The sequence below is a fragment of the Arthrobacter sp. Sr33 genome (assembly GCF_054511195.1).
Genome location: NZ_JBTNDD010000008.1, coordinates 190,610 through 213,709, shown reverse-complemented (window position 1 = coordinate 213,709; position 23,100 = coordinate 190,610). Strand labels below are relative to the sequence as shown.

General features: G+C 63.7%; 15 protein-coding genes and 1 tRNA gene. 10 read left to right on the top strand and 6 right to left on the bottom strand.

All coding sequences use genetic code 11. The features are described 5' to 3' along the window. Positions 1–155 precede the first annotated feature (155 nt). Entirely contained in the window at positions 156–1,706 is a 1,551-nt protein-coding gene (locus tag ACX80T_RS12390) for a 3'-5' exonuclease (RefSeq protein ID WP_459304581.1), read from the top strand. A gap of 34 nt (positions 1,707–1,740) precedes the next feature. Here ACX80T_RS12390 and ACX80T_RS12385 read toward each other — a convergent pair whose 3' ends face one another. Then, positions 1,741–3,036, bottom strand: coding sequence for a macrolide 2'-phosphotransferase (locus ACX80T_RS12385; protein ID WP_459304580.1), 1,296 nt, complete (start codon positions 3,034–3,036; stop codon positions 1,741–1,743). A gap of 131 nt (positions 3,037–3,167) precedes the next feature. On the opposite strand from ACX80T_RS12385, the gene nudC reads away from it, so the two are divergent. Genes nudC through ACX80T_RS12370 form a run of 3 tightly spaced genes read left to right on the top strand, consistent with a single transcriptional unit; the run spans position 3,168 to position 6,805 of the window. Then, on the top strand, positions 3,168–4,139 hold the full coding sequence (gene nudC / locus ACX80T_RS12380) for an NAD(+) diphosphatase (RefSeq protein ID WP_459304579.1): 972 nt from the start codon (positions 3,168–3,170) through the stop codon (positions 4,137–4,139). A gap of 2 nt (positions 4,140–4,141) precedes the next feature. Continuing rightward, entirely contained in the window at positions 4,142–6,247 is a 2,106-nt protein-coding gene (locus tag ACX80T_RS12375; RefSeq protein ID WP_459304578.1) for an ATP-dependent DNA helicase UvrD2, read from the top strand. 9 nt (positions 6,248–6,256) lie between these two features. Further along, entirely contained in the window at positions 6,257–6,805 is a 549-nt protein-coding gene (locus ACX80T_RS12370; RefSeq protein WP_116778701.1) for a M48 family metallopeptidase, read from the top strand. 249 nt (positions 6,806–7,054) lie between these two features. Here the strand turns inward: ACX80T_RS12370 and ACX80T_RS12365 are convergent, their stop codons facing one another. Continuing rightward, a complete protein-coding gene (locus ACX80T_RS12365) occupies positions 7,055–8,488 on the bottom strand; it encodes a zinc-dependent metalloprotease (RefSeq protein WP_116778702.1) in 1,434 nt (477 codons plus the stop codon). Between the two features lie 303 nt (positions 8,489–8,791). Here ACX80T_RS12365 and ACX80T_RS12360 point away from each other — a divergent pair, with 303 nt between their 5' ends. The 3 genes from ACX80T_RS12360 to ACX80T_RS12350 all read left to right on the top strand — a co-directional run bounded on the left by ACX80T_RS12360 (position 8,792) and on the right by ACX80T_RS12350 (position 13,277). Further along, on the top strand, positions 8,792–9,892 hold the full coding sequence (locus tag ACX80T_RS12360; RefSeq protein WP_019481686.1) for a YlbL family protein: 1,101 nt from the start codon (positions 8,792–8,794) through the stop codon (positions 9,890–9,892). Positions 9,893–10,108: 216 nt separating this feature from the next. Then, positions 10,109–13,132, top strand: coding sequence for a UPF0182 family membrane protein (locus ACX80T_RS12355; RefSeq protein ID WP_459304575.1), 3,024 nt, complete (start codon positions 10,109–10,111; stop codon positions 13,130–13,132). A 71-nt stretch (positions 13,133–13,203) separates the two neighbouring features. Further along, positions 13,204–13,277, top strand: a tRNA-Met gene (locus ACX80T_RS12350). Positions 13,278–13,485: 208 nt separating this feature from the next. Here ACX80T_RS12350 and ACX80T_RS12345 read toward each other — a convergent pair. The 4 genes from ACX80T_RS12345 to ACX80T_RS12330 all read right to left on the bottom strand — a co-directional run bounded on the left by ACX80T_RS12345 (position 13,486) and on the right by ACX80T_RS12330 (position 19,329). Further along, positions 13,486–14,685, bottom strand: a complete 1,200-nt coding sequence (locus tag ACX80T_RS12345; RefSeq protein ID WP_459304574.1) for an IS110 family RNA-guided transposase — start codon at positions 14,683–14,685, stop codon at positions 13,486–13,488. A 174-nt stretch (positions 14,686–14,859) separates the two neighbouring features. After that, a complete protein-coding gene (locus ACX80T_RS12340) occupies positions 14,860–16,245 on the bottom strand; it encodes a cryptochrome/photolyase family protein (RefSeq protein ID WP_459304573.1) in 1,386 nt (461 codons plus the stop codon). A gap of 108 nt (positions 16,246–16,353) precedes the next feature. Then, positions 16,354–17,133 (bottom strand): PspA/IM30 family protein, encoded by a 780-nt coding sequence (locus ACX80T_RS12335; RefSeq protein WP_024475749.1) that lies wholly within the window; start codon positions 17,131–17,133, stop codon positions 16,354–16,356. Between the two features lie 75 nt (positions 17,134–17,208). Continuing rightward, positions 17,209–19,329 (bottom strand): TPM domain-containing protein, encoded by a 2,121-nt coding sequence (locus ACX80T_RS12330; RefSeq protein ID WP_459304572.1) that lies wholly within the window; start codon positions 19,327–19,329, stop codon positions 17,209–17,211. A 315-nt stretch (positions 19,330–19,644) separates the two neighbouring features. Between ACX80T_RS12330 and ACX80T_RS12325 the strand changes: the two genes are divergently transcribed. The 3 genes from ACX80T_RS12325 to ACX80T_RS12315 all read left to right on the top strand — a co-directional run bounded on the left by ACX80T_RS12325 (position 19,645) and on the right by ACX80T_RS12315 (position 23,100). Further along, positions 19,645–21,213: a S1C family serine protease gene (locus ACX80T_RS12325; protein ID WP_116778526.1), complete on the top strand. Its 1,569-nt coding sequence runs from the start codon at positions 19,645–19,647 to the stop codon at positions 21,211–21,213. 66 nt (positions 21,214–21,279) lie between these two features. Then, the gene (locus ACX80T_RS12320) at positions 21,280–22,107 is read left to right on the top strand and encodes an electron transfer flavoprotein subunit beta/FixA family protein (RefSeq protein ID WP_459304571.1); all 828 of its coding nucleotides are present in this window, start codon (positions 21,280–21,282) and stop codon (positions 22,105–22,107) included. A gap of 45 nt (positions 22,108–22,152) precedes the next feature. After that, on the top strand, positions 22,153–23,100 hold the full coding sequence (locus tag ACX80T_RS12315; RefSeq protein ID WP_459304570.1) for an electron transfer flavoprotein subunit alpha/FixB family protein: 948 nt from the start codon (positions 22,153–22,155) through the stop codon (positions 23,098–23,100).

The window sequence follows — 23,100 nt, the reverse complement described above, 5'->3', positions numbered from 1 at the left end:
TCAACAACCTCGACACACTCACCCCCGAGGTTGTCGACGCCGCCCGCGAAGCACTCCTCATCGGCCACTGAATTCCGCGCAAACAACGCCACTTACCGCTGCGATTCACAGGTGAAGGACGAATCCGGCTCATTCGTCTCCGCGACGAATTGCGGGTGCTCAGGGACTTCGTCGGGGACGATCTCACCACCCTGATCAACGAAGTGGAACGTCGCATCCTGCTCGACATCGAGGTGGCAGCCAAACCGCGGGTGGGGATCCATGAGGCACGGCGCAACCTTGACGCTTTCGTGGACGCCGTCGCCGGATTCAGCTCGACGGCGGAACGCGTGGACCTGGCCGCGTTCCTGGCCTGGCTTGAGGCAGCAGATGCCGAAGAGGATGGGTTGCCGGTCACCGCACTCGAGACCAACCGGGATGCTGTGCAGCTCCTCACCGTGCACGCCGCGAAAGGACTGGAATGGGACATCGTCATTGTCCCGGGGCTCAACGAGGGTGCTTTCCCCAGCGGATCCGACTCGCGCTGGAGCAGCGGTGACTCGGCTATTCCATGGAATCTCAGGGGAGACGCGGGAGAACTGCCGCACTGGGACTGGGACCAGGAGGATCAGGTTTCGTGGATTGCCAGCGAGAAGGAGTTCACCGCGGAGGCACGCTACCACGCCGAGCGGGAGGAACGCCGGCTTGCCTACGTCGCGTTCACCCGGGCCAAACACGTGTTGGTCTGCACGTCTTCGGCCTGGGGTGGCGGCCGGACCAAACCCACCCCGGTGTCCACCTACCTCACTGAGCTGCTCGACCTGGCCGAACACCACCAGCCAGGCTTCGCTGTGCTGCAATGGCTGACCCAGGAGGAGGAAGGAGACAACAACCCGGCCAACGCAGCGGAAACCCGTGCCGCCTGGCCAACAGACCCGCTCAACACGCGTCGTCCGGAAATGGAGACCGCAGCGGCTGCGGTCCTGACAGCGGCAGCCGCGGCATCCGATTCGTCGGACACCAACGCGGGAACGGGGCCGGCTGGCGCTGGCGGGCGGTGGTCCGAGGAGACACGACTGGCTCTGGCCCGGCATTCCCGGGCAACCGGCAGTTCAGAAGTCGAACTCCCGGCGCACATCTCTGCGTCCCTCCTGGTGGAGTTATCCGATGATCCTGCTGCGGTGGCCCGTCAACTTCGGCGGCCGGTGCCGCGGCGTCCCGGAATGGCAGCCCGGCGTGGCACAGCCTTCCACACCTGGATTGAGGAGTACTACGGGACCAGCGGCATGCTGGACCTCGGTGAAACCCCGGGTGCCGATTCCCATATCGACGATGCCCTGGACCTCGACAGTATGATCGCTACCTTCAGGCAGTCAGCATGGGCCCACCGCCTGCCGGTGGAACTTGAGGTCCCCATCGAAACGAAGGTGGGTCCGCTCGTGGTCAGGGGACGTATCGACGCGGTCTTCCGGCACGACGACGGAACGTGGGAACTGGTCGACTGGAAGACTGGCATCCCGCCATCGCGGGAGAAACTAACGGTGCGGTCGGTGCAACTCGCTGTCTACCGGTTGGCTTGGGCGCGGTTGAAGGGAGTTCCGCTGGAGTCGGTTCAAGCGGCGTTTTATTACGCCAGCACCGATACGGTGATTCGACCACATGATCTGGCTAGCGAGGCAGGACTCGAAGACATCATTATCAGGGCGACGTCCCTGCACCAGGACTAGGTTGCCAGCGCTTACTGCCGACTGCCGCGGAAGATCAGCTGGACTTGATGATCGGCAGCGACGACGTTTCAGTGTCGTCGGCCGGAACCGGTGAGACTGAAAACGGGCGAGGATTCTCGGTGGTGTTGGCCGACTCGTTGCCCGCGTCGCGATCAGTATCCGGCGACTCGGCACCAGTGCCAGTGCCGGGATCGCCGTCGTCGAAGCCCGAAGTGTCGCCGCCGTCGTCCTCAATAGTTTCCCCAGCCACCGAATGGTCGTCGATCGGTAGGGCGGGTTCCGCGACCTCGCCGTCGGCACCGTTGTTGTCCAGACCGTTGTTGTCGGCACTGTCAGTGTCGGCACCGTTAGTGTCGGCGATCGTGGTGTCGGGCTGGTGCTGTGACTGCTGTGCCCGGTAGGCGGCGGCAGCGGCTTCCTCGGCCTGCAGGTCCCGGTCAAGGGTTGACATCATGTCCTCGGCCTCGGCGATCATCTCGGAATTGTTCATCGCCACGCCCCGCACCAACCACTGCGCCAAGGCGAATTCTGCGGCGAGAGCGGCACGCCGCATCAGGTGCGGGTCAGCGGCTTCGCCACGAGCCGCGACGTAGGCGTTGTGGACGGCGTCGGCGAATCCCGGGTTGCTGGCTGCCAGCAGCCAGGCAAAGTCGTCGGCTGGATCGCCCACTCGCAGGTCGGTCCAACCGGTTACCGCGCTGACACGACCGGCCGAGATCAGCAGATTGTCTTCGTGAAGGTCCCCGTGGACCACTGTCGCGTGGAACCGCCAGAGCGTGACATCCTCGAGCGCGTGTTCCCACCGTCGCAGTAGATGCGCAGGTATTCTGCCCGTGGTGGCGGCCTGGTCCAGCTCGTTCAGCTTCCGTTGCCGGAACTCGTTTGCCTCGTAGCTGGGCAGATCGGCGTTATGAACCAGCAGCGGAGGCAGATCGTGGATCGCGGCGAGCATCCGTCCGAGTTCCTTGACCAGCTCATTCCCCCCACTGGCCAGGTCGTCCAGCTCGCGGACGGAACCTTCGAGATGCGCGTACACGAAGGTACACAGTTCGCCCTGCCGCAGTGTCCCCGCGATGTGGGGGACCAGGAACGGCAGCTCCGCCCTGATCGCGGGTGTGAATGCCTTCAACGCCTGCAGTTCAGTCTCGAGCCTCATTGACGCGTCGGGGTGTTTAGGGGACCGTACCCGCCACTGTTTCCCGGAGTCGTCGACTAGCAGCGCCGACTCGAAATCCGCGGCATCGTCGGGGATGCCTGCCACCCCGGTAGGGGTAAGCCCGGGTACGGCGGCGCTGGCAATCGCCGCGAGTTCCATGGGTGTCCGTTTCACATCCTCAACGGTAGGGCTGTCCTTCCCAGAAAGAGCCGTTGCCGGTCGGCGAGTCGTCAGAAGCTGCCACCGCGGTCAGCAAAAGTGGTACTGAAATGTGTTTTGGGGGACCGAGAACGTACCGTAGAACCATGAGCGAAACCCTCCGGATTCCCACCCTTCCGTCCTTCGGAGCGCTACCGCTGGCGCGGGTGGCGCTGGACCGTGGAGGGGCGCTGCGTTCAAGTCCCTTGCTGCTCGATGAGCTGTGGGGTGCTCCCACCACGCGTGTGATGTTCATCGCCCAGGGGAAATCCCCAGTTGTTGACGGGAACCTCCTGTTCGTGGATTCGGCTACCGTTAGCCGTCCGGAAACCTTGGTCTACCTGGGGCGAACCCTCGCCGACGATCCCGATCACGACGGCATTCCGACCGGTACCCACATTCTGCTCGCAGTGCTGGAATCCACGGACAACGAAATTTTTGACGGCACGAGCTGGCTGGGCCTCCGAGAGGTGGCGCTGGCTCTCTCCGGCAGGGACGCGGGCATCTTCGTTCAGGCCGCGTCGATTGCGAACTGGCATGCGAAGCACACCCACTGCCCCCGTTGTGGGGCGTTGACAGAGGTTGTTGAAGGTGGCTGGGTGCGGCGCTGTCCAGCCGATGAGTCGAGCCACTACCCCAGGACCGACCCGGCCATCATCGTCGCAGTGGTGGACGACGCCGATCGGCTGCTCCTGGGATCGGCGGCCGCCTGGCCCGAGGGACGGTTTTCCACCCTGGCGGGTTTCGTCGAACCGGGAGAGTCGCTGGAAGCCGCTGTTATCCGCGAGGTGGCGGAAGAATCAGGTATCGAGGTCCACTCACCCCTGTACCTGGGCTCGCAGCCGTGGCCCTTCCCCGCCTCCTTGATGGTGGGGTTTATCGCCACTGCCGTGAACACCAACCAGGTGCCGGATGGTGCGGAGATCGTGGACCTCCGATGGTTCACGCGGACGGGGCTGCTTGAGGCAGTTCGAAGCGGCGAGATCACTATCCCCACTGGAGCTTCAGTCTCGCGGGCGCTGATTGAACACTGGTACGGCGGCTCGCTGGACCTGGCAGTCGAGGGGGTCCGGCTCTAGGTATGGAGACAACTCTCGAAGAGAGGATCCTCGCCGGCCTCGATGATGAACAGCGGACAGTCGCCTCCTCGCTGACCGGGCCGCTCTGCGTTCTCGCCGGCGCGGGAACGGGTAAAACCAGGGCCATCACCCACCGGATTGCCTATGGTGTCCACACCGGTGTCTACAAACCACAACAGGTGCTGGCGGTGACCTTTACGGCTCGGGCCGCCGCGGAGATGCGGACCAGGCTCCGCGACCTGTCCGCCTCGGGAGTGCAGGCGCGGACGTTCCACGCCGCCGCCCTGCGGCAGCTGCAATACTTCTGGCCACAGGCAGTTGGTGGCCCCCTGCCTGCTCTGGTGGACCACAAGGCGCAGCTCATCGCAGAAGCGTCGAGGCGGCTCCGGTTATCGACGGACCGGGCCGCGATCAGGGATGTTGCTGCGGAGATCGAATGGGCCAAGGTGTCCATGCTTACCCCCGAGCGGTATACAGCCGCGGCCGTTGGTCGGGTGGAGCCCGCAGGCATGGACCACACAACAGTCGCCCGTATCTTTGCTGGCTACGAGGACCTGAAGCTCGACCGCAACGTCATTGACTTCGAGGATGTGCTGCTGATTACTGTGGGGATCCTGCAGGAGGATGAGAAGGTGGCGGCCACCGTGCGCGCCCAGTACCGGCATTTCGTGGTGGACGAGTACCAGGACGTTTCCCCACTGCAGCAGCGGTTGCTGGATTTGTGGCTCGGTGACCGCCGCGAATTATGCGTGGTGGGTGATGCCAGTCAGACCATTTACTCATTCACCGGGGCAACCTCGCGGCATTTGCTTGATTTCACCGGTCGGTATGAGGGTGCACAGGTGGTGCGGTTGGTTCGCGACTACCGGTCGACGCCGCAGGTGGTCAAACTAGCCAACAACCTGTTGGCCGCGCGAACCGCAGAAACCGGCCGTCAGGCAGGCTCCTCGAGTTGGTCTACCCCGCTGGAGCTTATTGCCCAGCGCGACGCCGGGCCGGAACCCTCGTTTACCGAGTGCAGCGACGATGAAGCGGAAGCCGCCGAAGCGGCCAGACGGATCAAGGCGCTCATGGATGGTGGGGTGCTGGCGAGTGAGATCGCGATCCTCTACCGCACGAACGGCCAGTCTGCGGCCTATGAACAGGCGCTCGCCAGCGCCGGTATTGGCTATCAGCTTCGCGGCGGTGAGCGTTTTTTCGCGCGCCGGGAAGTCAGAGATTCGCTGCTGCAGTTGCGTGCCGGCGCCAGAACCGCAGGAACAGACGATGTCCCGCAACTGGTGCGGGACATCCTCGCGAGCCTGGGGTACACCTCGGTGGCGCCGGCGAGCTCGGGAGCGGTCCGGGAGAAGTGGGAGTCGCTCGCCGCGCTGGTCGCTTTGGCTGACGAACTCAGCGCGGCCCGGGCTGCTGACGGATTCACCCTTCAGGATTTCGTGGCGGAGCTCGAGGAACGGGCCGCCGCCCAGCACGCACCGACGGTACAGGGCGTCACCCTCGCGTCGCTCCACGCGGCGAAGGGCCTGGAATGGGATGCTGTGTTCCTGGTCGGCCTCAGCGAGGGTCTGATGCCGATCTCCTTCGCTGACACGCCGGAGGCTGTCGACGAGGAGCGCAGACTCCTCTACGTGGGCATCACCCGGGCGAGGGAACACCTGGCGCTCTCCTGGTCCACCGCTCGCACCCCGGGAGGGCGGGCCAGCCGGAAACCGACCAGGTTCCTCGACGGGCTTCGCCCAGGCGTTTCCGGTGATCGGGCCTTCCGGACGCCCAAGGTCAAGCAAAGCCGCAAGGTGTCGGCTCCGTCGACCTGCAGGGTGTGTGGGAAGGTGCTTGGGTCCGGCTCCGAACGAAAGATCGGACGATGTGGTGACTGCCCGGCGACGTACCAGGAAGCCACCTTTGAGGCGTTGCGGGCCTGGCGGTTGGACCAGGCTCGCGAAAATGACGTGCCCGCGTTCGTTGTGTTCACCGACGCCACCCTGGTCGCTATTGCCGAGGCACGGCCAACAACGATCGAGCAACTGGGGGCGCTGGCCGGGATTGGTCCGGCCAAACTCGAGAAGTACGGGGAATCGGTGCTGTTGATCATCGCGGAAAGTGAGTGAGAGCAACCCATGACTGTCAAGGATCCGCCCGTCGAAGTCAGACGGTCCGCGAAGCGCAGGCGGACCGTCAGCGCTGACCTGCGCGACGGCGTCGTGATCGTTTCCATCCCAGCCCACTTCACCGCGGCCCAGGAAAAAGACTGGGTGCACCGCATGGTCACCAAACTCCTGTCCAAACAGCAGTCGCTAACCCCGGCGCTGGACGGCGCGGACCAGACCAACCCGGGGGAAGAGCTCCTGCAGCGCGCCGGGGCACTGTCGGAAGCCTATCTGGCCGGGCGCGGCCAACCGGTGAGCATCGGATGGGTGACGAACCAGAATTCCCGGTGGGCATCGGCCACACCGGCCCGCAAGACCATCCGCCTCTCCCACAAGCTGCAGGGTATGCCCACCTGGGTGGTTGACTACGTCATCCTGCACGAGATGGCCCACCTCATTGAGCCCTCCCACAACCGCATGTTCTGGCGGCTACTAGAGGCGTATCCCCGAACGGAAGCAGCTAAAGCGTTCCTTGAAGGTGTGTCCTTCGCTTCCAACCACGGAATGGCAGGCCACTAGCGGCTGCGGCACCGAGCAACGATTCGAGCTGGGTCATCGTGCGGGCCGATCATCCCACTGGTGACCCCGGGAGGCGTAAATGCTGGCGGTGTCGATGAGGTTGATTCCTGCGTCGATGGCACGACGGAAGACCCCGATCGAATCCCCGTCGCCTTGTCCCCGAACATCCTGGGGCCGAAGCAGGACGGCTGACCCCGACGCCGGTCCGGCCGAACTGGGTGGCCAGCTGAGCTGTGCCCTGCTCAGGTACTAGGGCTTGCCGCCCTCCGGGGAATCTTCGCCGTTGGTTGGCTGATCCCCGGACTCGGGCGACTCGTCTGGTGACGGGGTCTCCTCAGTTTCGTCGAAGCCGCCGTCCAATAGCCGCTGCAGGGCAGCGTCCACCTCGGAATCCGAGGACTCGGCGAGCTGTCGACGCTGGCTGAACCCCTGAGGGTCGTCGAGATCCTCGGCGGTCGGTAGCAGATCGGGGTGTTCCCACACCGCATCGCGGCCTTCGATGCCCCGTTCGGCGGTGAGATGGGCCCAGAGCGTGGCAGCGTCGCGTAGCCGTCGTGGACGCAATTCAAGGCCCACCAGGGAAGCGAACGCATGTTCGGCCGGCCCGCCGGTGGCGCGCCGGCGGCGGACCATTTCCCGCAGCGCCGCAGACGACGGCAGATTCGCGGTGGCAGCGGCGGTCAGTTCATCGACCCACCCCTCCACCAGGGCCAGGGCAGTCTCGAGCCGCACCAGCGCAGCGTCCTGCTGCGGGGTACGTTCCGGCATGAAGACACCCTCGGAAAGGGCAGCCTGCATGGACTCGGGATTGGACGGGTCGATGTCCCGTGCCACTTCCTCGATCTTTGACATGTCGATGTGAATGCCCCGGGCATAGCTCTCAACTGCACCGAGAAGGTGCCCTGAAAGCCAGGGCACCTGGGTAAACAACCGGGTGTGGGCGGCTTCACGGACGGCGAGGAACAGCCTGACTTCCTGCTCGGGAATATCCAGACCCTCGCCGAAGGCCGCGACATTCACTGGCAACAGGGCCATCTGGCCCTCTGCGAGGGGGACCCCAATGTCGGTGGAACTTACAACATCCTTGGACAGGGCACCCACGGCCTGGCCGAGTTGCATCCCGAACATCGCCCCACCAAGATTCTGCAGCATCGAGGAGGCGCCGCCCATCATGGTCTTCATCTCCTCCGGCAGTTGTCCGGAAATGGCGTCGGACAGCGCCTTGGCGATGCTCACCGCCACCGGTTCCGTGAGGCGTTTCCAGGTGTCCATGGTGGCCTCGACCCATTCCGCGTGGGACCACGCGCGGCCAAGGGTGTTGGTGGAGGGGAAATCGGTGACAGGGTCGAGCCACATCTCTGCAAGCCTCAGCGCCTCATCGACGTCGCGGCGCTGCTGAGGGGTGACCGAGGGGTCCCCATCGGCTGCCGCGACGCGGCGCGCGTGGTCGTGGGCGAGCTGCCAATTCACCGGCCCATCGCTTTGTGCCGCGAACATTGCCTGAACCTGCTGCATCATCATCGCCATGGCCTGCGGATCGGACGGCAGACCAGCGGCTTTGGCGAGCTCCTGCGGATCCATACCCTGCGCATTGCCGCCCATCAGACGGGCCAGCATCTCGGAGAGGGGATCCTTGGGGGTGTCGCCGTCGTCGTTGGACGGATCTGACGGGTTGGAGGTCACTGCTACCACCGGTCCTGGAATTGGCTGCTGGGATGGGCTGCTCGTCTACTGCTGGTTGTGGGCTCTAGCCACAGTCGTCGAACATCGTGTCGGTTCTTCCACGTTACCCGCCGTGTCGCGGGGTTGTCCCGAACGCGCTGAACCGTTCGCTGAGGGCAAAGTGGAGGCGGTCGGTCGGTGGGTGCTGGACTCGCGCCCAGGAAGTACGCTAAAGAAGCTCGATGATGCGCGGTTCGGCCGCGGCAGAGCAGTATGAAGGACCACCAGGGCATGCGCAGTGTCTGACGAAGAGAAGGTTTCCTGTTGACCCAGCCCACCTACAACGACCCGCCAGTGCCGCCCACCAGGGCCAAACGGGATCCCCGGTTCACTGTGATGGCAGTGTCCGGGTTCCTCGCACTGCTCCTGGGCGGCGCCGCCGTCCTGCTGCCGGCGCCCTATGTGGTCGAGTCGCCTGGGCCAACGTTCAACACGATCGGGGAAATCGACTCCCAGCCGCTGATCGAAGTAGAGGGCCGCCAGACCTACCCCACCTCCGGCGACCTCGACCTCACCACCGTGTATGTGACGGGTGGGCCGGGGACCCAGCTTGGCATCTTCGAAGTGTTCAGAGCCTGGCTGAATCCCACCGAATCGGTGGTGCCACGCGAACTCCGGTATCCGCCGGACGCCACCCAGGAAGACATCCAGGAGCAGAACGCCGTCGCCATGACCTCATCGCAGGAATCGGCTATCGCTGCTGCGCTCGGTCACCTCGATATCGACTTCGACGAGGAACTCTCGGTTGCGGGCCTGATCGAGGATGCGGCAGCTACCGGCATTCTGGAAGAGGGCGACGTCATCACCTCGGTGGACGGCACTGACATCACGAACATCGGAGTCCTTCGGGAGTCCCTGAACGCCGCGAACGGCGACTCAGTCGACCTTGGGCTACTGCGCGACGGCGGGGAGGTCACCGAGGCGGTGACCCCCAAAGAATCCGAGGGGGGCGATTTCCAGCTCGGCGTGGGTCTGGTCGCCAACTTCACCTTCCCTTTTGATATCACTATTGCGCTCGACAACGTCGGCGGCCCCTCGGCGGGATCGATGTTTGCCCTGGGCATTGTTGACCTGCTCACCGAGGGCGAACTCACCGGCGGTAAACACTTCGCGGGGACGGGCACCATCGACTCTGCGGGTCAGGTGGGGCCGATCGGAGGAATTCGCCAGAAACTAGCCGGTGCACGGCAAGCAGGAGCTGAAGTGTTCCTGGCCCCAGCCGCGAACTGCAATGAAGTGGTGGGCTATGTGCCGGACGGCTTGCAGGTGGTGCGGGTGGAGACACTCGACGACGCGGCGGAAGCTGTCCGCACGCTGGGAGCGGGCGAGGACGGTTCGGCCCTCCCCACCTGCGAAGCCGGGTAGGTCGGCCAGTCGACCGGCTTCCCGGCAGTGGTGGGTGGTGATTTGGACACAGTTTCATTTCGATCTGGTGTCAGGCCGCCCGGATCGGAACGAAATTGGGTGGCCCGGACGTGTTCAAGGCAGAATGGAGATTCATGGAACCAGTCCGTCGTGCCGCTGATTTTGGCGGTTCGAGAGCGGTTTCCGTGATCCAACGGATCCAACGATGAGGTAAATGTGACTTCCGGACCAGACCGGCCGTTCGGCAGCAGGCCGAGCCAAACCAATTCCAGTAGCGCGAAAAGACGCAGCCCGCTGATCCCGACGTTGGTGGTGCTGGCCGTTCTGGTCATCGCCTTCGTATACGTCTCACAGGTCTACGCTGACGTCCTGTGGTACAACCAGCTCGGCTTTGTGGAGGTCTTCGTCACCGAAAACCTTTCACGAATCGGACTGTTCGCGGCTGCCTTCCTGATCATGGGCGCCAGCGTGTACTTCAGCCTTCGGGTGGCCTACCGGTCCCGCCCAATTTACGCGCCCGACAGTGCTGTCCAGGACAACCTGAACCGGTATCAGGCGCAACTTGAACCGATCCGTCGCCTTCTGATGCTCGGCATCCCCGTGGTGCTGGCCGCATTCGCCGGAACGGCGGCCGCCTCCCAGTGGCAGCCAGTCCTGCTGTTCTTCAACCAGGAACCGTTTGGTGAGCAGGACCCGCAGTTTGGTCTGGATATTGCCTTCTACGTCTTCACTTTGCCGTTCCTGACCTTCGTGGTCGGCTTCCTGATCAGCGTGGTCATCATCAGCGCCATCGCGGGTGTCCTCACCCATTACCTGTACGGCGGAATCCGCCTTGAGGAAAAGGGACTCTTCACTTCCAAGGCCGCCAGGATTCACGTCGCTGTGCTGGCTGCCCTGTTCCTGCTTCTTCAGGGCGTGAACTACTGGCTGGACCGGTATGCCACCCTGACCGGCACCGGAGGGAACTGGGATGGGGCCCTGTACACGGACGTCAACGCGGTAATCCCCACCAAGGCGATCCTTGCCGCGGCGGCCATTATTGTCGCTGTTCTGTTCATCGTGTCAGCAGTCATCGGACGGTGGCGGTTGCCGATCATCGGTACCGCAATGCTCGTCATCGTGGCGATTCTCGCTGGTGGAGTGTACCCGTGGGTCATTCAGCGTTTCCAGGTGGTGCCGTCCGAGTTCAGCCGCGAGGAACCGTTCATTGAACGCAACATCGATCTGACCCGCGCGGCCTACGGTCTCGACGAGGTGGAGACCATCGACTATAACCCGGTAGAGACACCGGAAGCGGGCGCTCTCAACGCGGATGGCGAGACCACCGCGAACATCCGGTTGCTCGACCCGAACCTGGTCAGCGACGCGTTCAGCCAGCTGCAGCAGTTCCGTCAGTACTACCAGTTCCCCCAGACGCTCAACGTAGACCGGTACGAGATCGACGGTGAGATCGAGGACACGGTGATCGCTGTCCGTGAGCTGAACACCGCCGGTGTGCCGGACGGCTGGATCAACGAGCATGTGCTCTATACCCACGGTTACGGCATCGTCGCCGCGGCCGGTTCGACCACCGAACCGGATGGCCGCCCCACGTTCATCCAGTCCGGCATCCCCTCAACCGGTGCGCTCGGTGACGAGTCCACCTACGAGCCGCGGATCTACTTCGGCGAGGAGTCACCGCTGTACTCGGTGGTTGGAGCTCCTGAAGGCGCGAACCCGATTGAGATCGACCGTCCCCAGAGCGAAGAATCCGATCAGCAGTCTCGCAGTACCTTCCAAGGCAGCGGCGGACCCAATGTGGGAAACATCTTCAATCGATTGGTCTACGCGCTGAAGTTCCAGTCAACTGATCTTCTGCTCTCGGATCAGGTCAACAGCGAATCCCAGATCTTCTACGACCGGGACCCGGTCGAACGGGTCGAGAAGGTCGCCCCGTACCTGACGCTCGATGGCAACAGTTATCCAGCGATCGTCGATGGTCGGGTCAAGTGGATCATCGACGGGTACACGACGACCTCGGATTACCCCTACTCGACGCAGCAGGAACTCCAGTCCGCGACCCAGGACTCGCTGACCGCCGAGGGTCTCGCCACGGCGCTCCCACCGGAGCGGGTCAACTACATCAGGAACGCCGTCAAGGCGACGGTTGACGCCTACGACGGATCGGTGGACCTGTACGCCTGGGACGAGGAAGACCCCATTCTCAGGGCGTGGCAGAACATCTACCCCTCCTCGCTGCAGCCCTATAGCGAGATGTCAGCTGATTTGATGTCCCACGTCCGCTACCCGGAGGATCTGTTCAAGGTGCAGCGTGAATTGCTCGCCCGGTACCATGTGACCGAGACCGAGCCGTTCTACAGCAACAACGAGGCCTGGAGCGTCCCGAACGATCCCACCCTCGAGGGCGACGACATCAGCGTTCCACAGCCGCCCTACTACCTAACACTGCAGATGCCGGAACAGGAGGGGGCCAGCTTCTCGCTGACCACTCCATTCATCCCCTTCGTCCCGGCGGGCCAGGAAGCACGAAATGTGCTGTACGGCTTCCTCGCTGCAGACGGCGACGCCGGCACCGGCGAGGACGGCGTGAAATCCGATACCTATGGCACCCTGAGACTGCTTGACTCTTCCGGCCGTGACTCAGCCGTCGGACCAGGTCAGGCAGCCAACCTGTTCAACTCGGACACCACAGTGTCGCAGGAGCTCAACCTGCTGCGACAGGGTGCCTCTGAGGTGATCAGCGGGAACCTGCTGACGCTGCCAATCGGTGGCGGCGTCGCGTACGTCCAGCCGGTGTATGTCCAGTCCTCGGGTGATTCATCCTTCCCGGTTCTCCGGCGCGTACTGGTGAGCTTCGGTGAGGAGGTTGGCTTCGCGCCAACCCTGGACGAGGCCCTCGATCAGGTGTTCGGTGGTGACTCGGGAGCCGTGACAGGTGATACCGAGAATGTGGGTGAGACCCCGGCAGACCCTGCTGCGCCTCCCGCAGAAGGTGATCCCGCCGACGGCGAGCCCGCCCCCGAGCCGACTGAGCCCGTCACTGGGGGCACCGACGACCCGTCAGCCGATCTTCGGGCGGCCCTGGAGGATGCCAACACGGCCATCCAGGACGGCCAGGACGCCCTCGCTGACGGCGACTTTGCAGCCTATGGCGAAGCTCAGGATCGACTGAGCGACGCTCTGGCCCGGGCGCTTGACGCCGAGGAACGTCAGTCAGGGACCGCACCAGCAGGGGAGTAGGGCGGCAACTAGCCTCCCAAATCCCGCCGATTTGCACTATCCACCCCGGGGCCGTAACGTTGAGTCTACGCCGCGGGGTGGAGCAGTTCGGTAGCTCGCTGGGCTCATAACCCAGAGGTCACAGGTTCAAATCCTGTCCCCGCAACGAGAGAAAGATCCCGGTCAGTGTTAGACACACTGACCGGGATCTTTTTTTGTGCTCAAGGCCGGGAAGCAGCGGGTAGGGTCGCGGTTTGAACGCCATCCCTGCCCGCTGCGGGGTTCCTAGGTGCCGCGCAGGTCCTGATAGGCGGACAGTGCCCGTTCGCGGGTTTCTGCCAGGTCCACCACGGGGGGTGTCCCTATGTTTTTGGTCAAGCGGCTTTCGGGGTTTTGGTCTCGTAGAGTGTTTTGGTTTTGAGCATGGCGTAGATGACGTCGCAGCGGCGGCGCGCGAGGCAGATGATGGCGGCGTTGTGCTTCTTGCCCTGACCGCGTTTCTTCTCGTAGTAGGCCTTCGATAGCGGGTCATGACAACTGGCGATCCAGGCGGATCTGAAAAGCGCATTCTTGAGTTGTTTGTTCCCGGAGCGTGCGGGAAACTCGCCACGGATCGAGGTTCCGGATCGGCGGGTGACGGGCGCGATGCCCGCGTAGGCGGCTAAGTGGCCGGCCGTGGTGAAGGTGCTGGCATCGCCGATGGTCAGGAGTATCGTCGCTGCCGTCTTGATGCCGACTCCTGGCATGGACATCAAGACGATGGAAAGAGGGAAGTCGTCCAGGAGTTTCTCGACCTCAGCGGCGACGATGGCCCGCTGGTGTTTGAGCTCTTTGATCTGCGCAGCGACCCGCGGGATGACCAGTTCCACCGCGTCGGTGCCGATCACGGTAACCGTCTGTTCCTCGAGGGCGGCGAAGATTTCATTAATGAGTTTGGTGGGGTCTTTGCGGCTGTGGTTCCTCGCCCAGCGCAGCACGTTGCCGCGCCCGGCCGCGCGCAGACCGGTCGGTCCGGCGTATTTGATCAAGAGGTCGAGCACGAGGGTGCGGGTGAGGATCGTGCCGACGAAGACCCGCTCCAGGGACGGAAAGATCTGCAGCAGCAACGACCGGAGCCGGTTGATCGACCTGGTGCATTCATGGGTCAGGTCCGTGTCGAAACCGGAGAGGACTTTCAACGCGGCGAGCACTTCACTGTCTCGGTCTACCGCCCGCAACGTGTGGGGCATGGTCCGTGCCGTGTCAGCGATGATGAACGCATCCCGGGCATCGGTCTTCGACCGTCCCGGGTAGAGGTCCGCGGCTTTCCGCATGGCCAGGCCCGGCAGGTACGCCACCTCGCATCCGCAATCCCGGGCTACCGCGACCGGCAGCGCCCCGATGGTGTTGGGCTGGTCCACGATCATCAATACCCGGCCATGCTGGCCAAGAGCAGTGAACAGTTCTCGGAGTCGTGTCTCGTCCTGCGGCAATGGCTTATCAATGAGCCGTTCTCCGGCCGGGGTGAGAGCTGTGGCGTGATGTTCGGACTTGCCGACATCGAGCCCGCAATACACATCAAATTGTTCGGTCATGATGGCGCTCCTTTGCACCACTAGATGGCCGCAGTCATGACACCTGTTCCTGGCACCCACGTTACGAAGAGACCTGAACCCAAACGGGTCCGGCCGCGTCCCTATCAGCAGTCAACAAGCGCCTCCGAACCTGGCGACAGCACCCCCCGGATCATCAATGACAGGGGCAGAAAGTCATACCAGGCCCAGCGACCAAGTCCCCGACCTTCGAGGACTCCAATAAATGTAACAGGGGTACCCCGCTGGGGCGTCAGCGTCCTTCCACGGTTCGTGAATGTTTCCGGCGTCCCTGAGTTCCGGGACAAAGCGTTTGAGGTAGATCCCCTCTTTGTCGAACTTCTTGCTTTGCGTCACCGGGTTGAAAATTCGGAAATAGGGCGAGGCGTCAGCCCCGGATCCAGCGACCCACTGCCAGTTGGCGGGGTTGCTCGCGGAGTCAGCGTCGACCAGCGTGTCCCAAAACCATTGTTCGCCAACCCGCCAGTCCACCATGAGGTTCTTGATGAGGAAGGAGGCGGTAGCCATCCGTACCCGGTTGTGCATCCACCCGGTGTCCCAAAGCTGCCGCATCCCGGCGTCGATCATTGGATAACCGGTGCGGCCTTGCTGCCAGGCTCCGAGTTCGCTCTGGGTAGGCGTCTGCCAGGCAAAACCGTCGAAGTCCCGTCGGTAGTTCTGGGTGGCCAGATCGGGGTTGTGGAAGAGCAGCTGCCAGCAGAATTCCCGCCAGCCGACTTCGGAGCCGAAAACCTGGATGTCCCGGGCAGCCGATGAGTTGGTCGATGCCTTGGCCGCATGCCAAACCTGGAAGGGGCTGAGCTCGCCGAATCTGAGGTGCGGTGAGATTCGGCTGGTGCCTTCCACCGCCGGAAGGTCACGGTTCGCTGCGTAACCCTCGACTGGGCCATCAAGGAAATCGTCCAGCCGTTCCCAGGCACCTGCTTCCCCGGGGTGCCACTGCTGCTGCAGGCCCCCCGACCAATCGGGCGTGGTCGGCAGCAGCTGCCAGGAGGCGAGCTCCTCAGACGGCAGCGTTGGCCCCGCCAGCCGTTTGGGTGGCGCCAGGGGTGCCCGCGGCTCCGGTTGGTTCTTGCAGGCCCGCCAGAACGGCGTGAACACCTTATAGGGGCCGCCAGCGCCCGTCGTGACCTGCCATGGCTCGAAGAGCAGATTCGCCTGGTAGCTGGCTGCTTCGATTCCGGTGTCCCCGCACCATGATTTCAGGTCAGCATCGATCGTCCGCTCGGGTTGGGCGTAGCGCCGGTTCCACAGCACGCGTTCCGCTCCGGATTCAGCGACCAGCCCGCGGATCACTGCTCCGGCCGGGCCCGACCGCAGGACCAGTTGGCCGCCGAGATCCTCAACGGCATGGGACAGGTTGGTCAGGGAATGGTGCAGCCACCACCGGGTCGCCCCGCCCAGGGGTCGAATTCCTGGGCTTTCCTCATCAAGCACATAGCAAATAATGAGGTCGTCTGCGTCGATGTCGAGCGCTGCAGAGAGGGCTGGATTGTCGCCAAGCCGGAGGTCGTCGCGGAGCCATACGATAGTTGGTGCCATGCACGCTAATCTACCTGCAGCGCCCCGCTTTGCTGAGCTTGTCTGCCCGGGCAGCAGAAGGCCGGCGCCCCCTGGGTGGGTGACGCCGGCCGGATGCACTACTGGGTGTTACTGGCCAGGCTGGTACTCGTCCGTGTCGCTACCCTGGCCGATGGCGGACGGAGTCCGCCCGGAGGAACCGCCGGATTTGAGAGCAGCCAGCCGGGCTTCGACCTCGGTCTGCTCGCCGAGGTCTTCGAGGCTTTCGAACTGGGAGTCCAGGCTTGAGTTCGCCAGTTCGGCCTGGCCAAGAACCCTCGCCTCTTCGCGCCGGATCTTCTCTTCGAAGCGGCCGACTTCGCTGGTGGGATCCATGAAGTCGATGCTCTTGACCGCGTCGTGAACCTGCTGCTGGGCTTGAGCGGTCCGGGACCGGGCAATCAGCTCGTCCCGCTTGCTGGTCAGTTCGTTGAGCTTGCCCTTCATCTGGTTGAGGCCGGTCTTCAGCTTCTCAACAATCTCTTCCTGCGAGCCGATGGTGGGCTCGGCGCCACGGGCTTCATTCTCGGCGGTCATCTGACGCTGGATTGCGACCTTCGCGAGATTGTCGAACTTCTCGGCATCGACAGTGTCACCGGCGTTGCGGTATTCGTCGGCCTTCTTCGACGCGGCGAGGGCCTTGTTGCCCCAATTACGGGCGTTATCAAGATCTTCCTTATAATCTTCCTGCAACATCCGCAGATTGCCGATGGTCTGAGCCACGGCGCTTTCCGCTTCGGCGATGCTGTTGGTGTAGTCGCGGACCATCTGGTCCAGCATCTTCTGGGGATCTTCGGCCTGGTCGAGGAGAGAGTTGATGTTCGCCTTGGCCAGCTGGGCAATACGTCCGAAAATTGACTGTTTTACCATGGGGTTGCCTTTCGCTTAGCGTCTGTTCTGGGTAAATATTCACCCCTACGGGGTGAGGATTATGAGTTTTGCGGGCTAGAAGTCGCCGCCGCCACCGCCGAAGCCGCCGAATCCGCCGCCGCCACCGCCGAAGCCGCCGAATCCGCCGCCACCGAACATGTCGCCGCCGCCGCCTCCGAATCCGCCGCCGCTGTCTCCGCCGCCACCGAAAAGTCCGCCGCCTCCGCCGCCGCCATTGAGGATACCGCCGAGGAGAATGCCGCCCAGGAGTGCGCCGCCCATTCCGCCACCCTGATTGCGGCCGCCGCCGAACATGCCGCCGCCACCAAAGCCTCCCATGCCGCCGCCAAAGCCATCGACGTCCTGTTGAGCGATCTGTGCTGCCTGTTCAGCTAGCGCGGTGGCTTGCTGCGCGTGCGACAGTGCCGCAACCGGATCGTCGGATTGGATCTGTACCGCGTAGTCGAGATTCCGCTCCGCTTCGGCGAGCCTGGTGCGTGCCTCGCTGCCGACCCCGCCGCGTCGGGCACGGATGTAGTCGGAGGTGCCGGAAATCCGCGACTGGGCTGCCATGATTGCATGCTGCAAAGCTTCCCGGGCGCGCTGCGCCTGCTCGGTCTGGTTTTTGACTCCGCCCAGTGCCGCATCGAGTTGGGCGTGAGCCGCCTCAATGCGTTGCAGGAGCGACACCGGGTCGACCCGGCCAGCCGTGGATTCGTTGCGGACGGTGGTGAGAGCGGCTTCGGCGGACGCCACCGGGCCGGCGAGATCCTGGTGCTGACCGGTGCTGAGCATCGCCTGTGCCTGGGCCAGATCCTGTGCCGTGTCGGAGACCGAACGGTCCAGCTCTACCTTCGCCGCATCAAGTTCGGTGGCCCGTTTGGAAATTGCGTCCAGCAGCACGGTGGTCTGGTGGACGCTTTCTTCGGCTGCGCGCACCGCGATCACTGCAGACCCGGTATCGCCTGCACTCAGGTGCTGCTGCGCCGAGTCGGCGGCACTGCCAACGAACTGCAACCGTTCGTTGGCCTGATCCACGTTGTCCTGCACCTGGGAGGTAGCCGAATCAGCGTACTTCTGCTGCAGCTGCTGCAGGAGCTGCTCCGCGTCGGACACACGGGTCCTGACCGCTTCAGCCGAGGCCTGCGCGGCGGCAAGCGCTGCGGGAGCGTTGCGCTCCAACTCGCGCAGGGCGTCGAAATCGGCCTTGTGCTCCTGCAGCGAACCGTTGACGGATTCGCAACGCCGGATGATGTCTCCGAGCCAGGTGCGCTGCTGCTCTTCGGTATCTGGAATATGGTCGTCCAGTTGCTGCTGCAACTTGAACGACTCACTCATATGCCGCTTCGCCGCAGCGATGTCATCGACGAAGGGTTGCACTGCAGCATCGCCATATTGGGCCTGCGCAAAGCCGACCTCCTGCTCACTGGACTTGATTGCGTCATCGGCTGCAATCAACAGGCTTCCTGCCCTCTTGCGCAGTTCTTCCACGCTGAAAGCTGCCAACGGGTCCAGGACTTCCCCGTCCGGGCCACGTCCGGGCCCGAAGTCTTCGGTCTGGGACGGTCCGCGGGTCAGCGACTTCTGGCTGCGGGAACGCAGGAAGAAGAAACCGCCGATACCGGCCAACGCCACCAGCGCGCCAACCAGCAGGACTGCGCCGAGACCGCTGCCACTGGACTGGCTGTTATCGGAATCACCGGACACCGAACCGCCGGACAAGGACTCCGACACTCCGGTGGCTGCAGCAACACCGGCTGCTGCCCAGTTGCCGTCCTCCAGTTCAGGCAGAATGTAGGAGTTGAAAATTTGTGGTGCGTCCGCGCGAACGGGACTGGAATTGCTTGCAACGAACCTAGCCTGTCCCTCGACGGACACGGTCAACAGGACATCGGACTCGCCTAGTTCGCTGACGGTGGCGGTTTCCTCGGTCCACTGGTCGGCGTCAGTCGGGTCGGTGAACGAGTCGACGTAGGCGACGCGCAAACGGTAGCCCTCTTCGTCCCGGAGCTGGGCAATAGCGTCTTCAAGCTCGGCCAGCCCACCGCCGTCGAGCACTCCTGCCTCATCGATGATCTCTTCTGCACCGAAGTCCACCGGGGGCACCGCAAATGCGCCGGGGAGTGTAGTGAGGGGCAGCATCAGTCCGGCGGTGACGCCTACTAGTGCCGCAAGGCGCCTGGTACTCGATCGCATTCAATACCCTTCGAAAAGTGTCCCCGGAATTTCACTGCGCGTGGGGGCCAACGGTCGGCGGTAGATGCCGTCAACGCTGTCACACGCCCTTTTTGAAGTCTAGGGTGCCGCGATAAGGCAGTCCACCTACCGACCTCTGCCCCTAGCGAAATGAATCAGGACCTGGTCCGGGACTTTGCCGGCGGAGTCTGGCCGGGGAGAATGGATGAGGACTAACGGACGCCCGGTTGGCTCACAGTATTCATCCAGCGAACGTGCGCCAAAGATCCAGATTGGTTTGGCATAGTTCGATGCATCGAGACGAAAGGCTTTCCGATGACTGACGACAATAACAACGGGTTCGAGCGCAACATACCGCCACGCCCTCAGACTCCGCCGTTTCACCGGTGGCAGGATTCCTCTCGTCCCGACGACGGGAGCGAGATCGCTGCCTCAGCCGCATCGTCCGATGGGGGACCCTCCGGCAGCTCAGAGCAGCACCCGTCAGCAGGGCAGCACCCCTCGACGCAGCCGCACCCGGTGCAGCCGCCTACGTCACCGTCTCAGGTTTCTCATTCCCAGGCAGCTCACAGCGACCAGTATTCCGCGGACCAGTCCACGGCGACCGCTTACGATGACGGCTCCTACTCCAGCGGGGGCTTCTACGGGTCCGCTCTGCCCCCGGCAGCCCTTCCCCACCGACGGGACAAGAAGCGCTTTGGAACAGCGGCCTTCGTCAGCGGTGTGCTCGTCGCCGGCCTGCTCGGCGGCGGGGTAGTCGCCGGGGCCGATCGTCTCCTCGGCGACCAGGGCACCGTCCCCGCTACGACCACGGGTCAGTCACAATCGGTGGTCGTCAATGACACCGAAAGCGTCAACGAAGTCACTGGGGCCGCTGTCAAGGCTTCCCCCAGCGTTGTCACTATCGCTGTGAGCGGCGCCGGCTCGGGTGGTTCAGGGTCCGGAATAGTGCTCGACGACGACGGGCACATCCTCACCAATACCCACGTGGTGACGCTCGGCGGTCAGGTGGGCGATGCGGCCGTTGAGGTTCGTACCAGCGACGGGCGAGTGTTCCCCGCGGAGATTGTCGGCACCGATCCGCTGTCCGATCTTGCGGTGATCAAAGTGGACGCCCCCGATCTGCAACCCGCTACCCTGGCGAATTCCGATGAGCTGAATGTCGGGGACACCGCCATTGCAATCGGGGCGCCCCTCGGACTCAGCGGAACCGTCACCGACGGCATCATTTCCACGCTGAACCGGACGATCAGCGTTGCCTCCTCGGCAGTACCGGAGGAGCTTTCCGATGCCGTTCCTGAGGAAGAGGGGGATGGTTTCAACTTCCTCCCCCCGGAAGGCACCGAAATGCCACAGAACCAGTCGCAGGGGTCGATCTACCTGAACGTCATTCAGACTGACGCCGCTATCAACCAGGGCAACTCCGGTGGTGCGCTGGTCGACGGCCAGGGCAGTGTGATCGGCGTCAACGTGGCGATCGCATCGTCGGGTTCCGGGGAAAGCACCGGAAACATCGGTGTGGGGTTCTCCATTCCCATTAATTATGCTGAGCGGGTTGCCCAGGAGATCATCGCCAACGGCAGTGCCTCGCACGGTTTCCTCGGCGTTTCGGTCTCGCCATCGGCTTCCGAGAACACCAACGGGGAAACCTCCTTCTCGGTAGGGGCGGAGGTCGCAGGAGTCGAACCGGGCTCGCCCGCTGAGGCAGCAGGGTTCCAGGAAGGCGATGTCATCACCAATGTGGCTGGGCGCCCAATCACCGATCCACGCGACCTCACCGCAGCGGTGCGGATGCAGGCCGATGGGGACACTGTGAGCGTTGAATTCCAGCGCAACGGGGAAGTGCAGACCATTGATGTGACAGTGGGCCGGGCCGACGGCTAACCCAGGCCGGGATCCCGATATGGTTAGCTAGGGCTGGGCAGATCCCCAACTTCAGAAGAGGTAGCAATGGAAGAGGCATCGCACGCAGGCCTGGACATAGTGGTCCTGGTCAAGCATGTGCCGGACGCGCAGTTCGACCGCCACATCAGAGGCGACGACCGCACTACCGACCGGAATGAGAGCATCCTGTCCGAATTGGACGAGTACGCGCTCGAGGCAGCGCTGCAACTCGTTGAATCCCATGGCGGAGAGGCGGCTGGCCATCGGATCACCGCGGTCACCATGGGGCCGTCCGCTGCGGTCAGCGCCGTCAAGAAAGCACTTCAGATCGGCGCTCATGCCGGGGTGCACCTCTGCGATGATGCACTCGCCGGATCGGACGCGGCCGGGACCTCCCGGGCGCTCGCCGCCGTCGTCAACCACCTCGGGTCGGTAGACCTGGTCATCACCGGAATGGCATCGACGGACGGCGAGACCTCACTCGTACCGGCGCAGCTCGCCGAACGGCTGGATTTGCCGCAGGTGACGTTCGCTTCATCTCTTGAGCTGCAGCCAGCGGATGGTTCCTGGACGCTGACAGCCCGACGGGACGGCGACGTCTACTCGGAGACGGTTGAGGCTACCCTGCCCGCCCTTGTCTCGGTCACCGATCAGATCAATGAGCCGCGGTACCCGAATTTCAAGGGCATCATGGCGGCGAAGAAGAAGCCGTTGAGCACCCTGTCGTTGCAGGACATCGGTGTGGACCCAGCCGAGGTGGGCTTCGCTGGCGCATGGACTTCGGTTCAGGTCGCGGACCCCAGGCCGCCCCGTGGCCAGGGAACGATCATCAGTGACGAAGGTGACGCAGGGATCCGGTTGGTGGATTTCCTTGCAGCTCAAAAATTGCTGTAGCACCTCCCCGAACCCGCGCTCGAACAACGCAAAGGAGCCACCTCAATGGCTACAGTTCTCGTTTTGATTGATAACCCGGGTGAGGTTCTGCACAAGAGCCACCGGGAACTACTCACGCTTGCGACCACCTTCGGCGACGCCGCAGTCGCCTTCATCGGTGACCTGAACGACGCCGTCCTTCAGGAATTGGGTGCGCGCGGCGTCGGGTCCGTCTACCAGCCGGCCGCGTCCGACATCGAGGATTCCCTCGTCGCCGGGAAGGTTGCCTTCCTTGCCGAAGTAGTGCGGTCGGTCGCCCCTGCGGCTGTCCTGCTGGGGAATACCTTCGAGGCGAAGGAGATCGCGGCCCGGGCCGGAATTCAGCTTTCCTCGGGGGTGATCACTGATGCGGTCGCCATCGGCGAGGATTTCACCGTCACCAAGTCGGTGCTGGCCGGCTCCTACGCGGTCGAGGCGAAGGTGACCACCGGCACGCCTCTCATTACGGTGAAGGCCAATACCGTCGAGGTAGCACCGGTCGGCGACGGGGGCGTCCCCAGCGTCGTCACGGTTGAGTCGGTGAGCCCGGCCAACACGGCCCGGATCACCGGTCGAACGGCGAAGCCGGCAACCGGGCGACCCGAGCTGACCGAGGCGCGGGTGATCGTTGCCGGCGGGCGGGGAGTCGACGGCAACTTCGCGCCCGTCGAGGAACTCGCCGATGCGCTGGGCGGCGCCGTTGGGGCATCCCGTGCGGCCACCGATGCCGGCTGGATCGAACACTCCGCCCAGGTGGGACAGACCGGCAAAACAGTGTCGCCGCAGTTGTACATCTCGGCTGGCATCTCCGGCGCCATCCAGCAGAAAGCCGGGATGCAAACCGCCAAGGTCATCATCGCGGTCAACAAGGACGCCGATTCGCCGGTGTTTGAGATCGCCGACTTCGGTGTGGTCGGTGACCTTTTCAAGGTGCTGCCGCAGGCAACCGCCGAGATCCTGAAGCGTAGGTCCTGA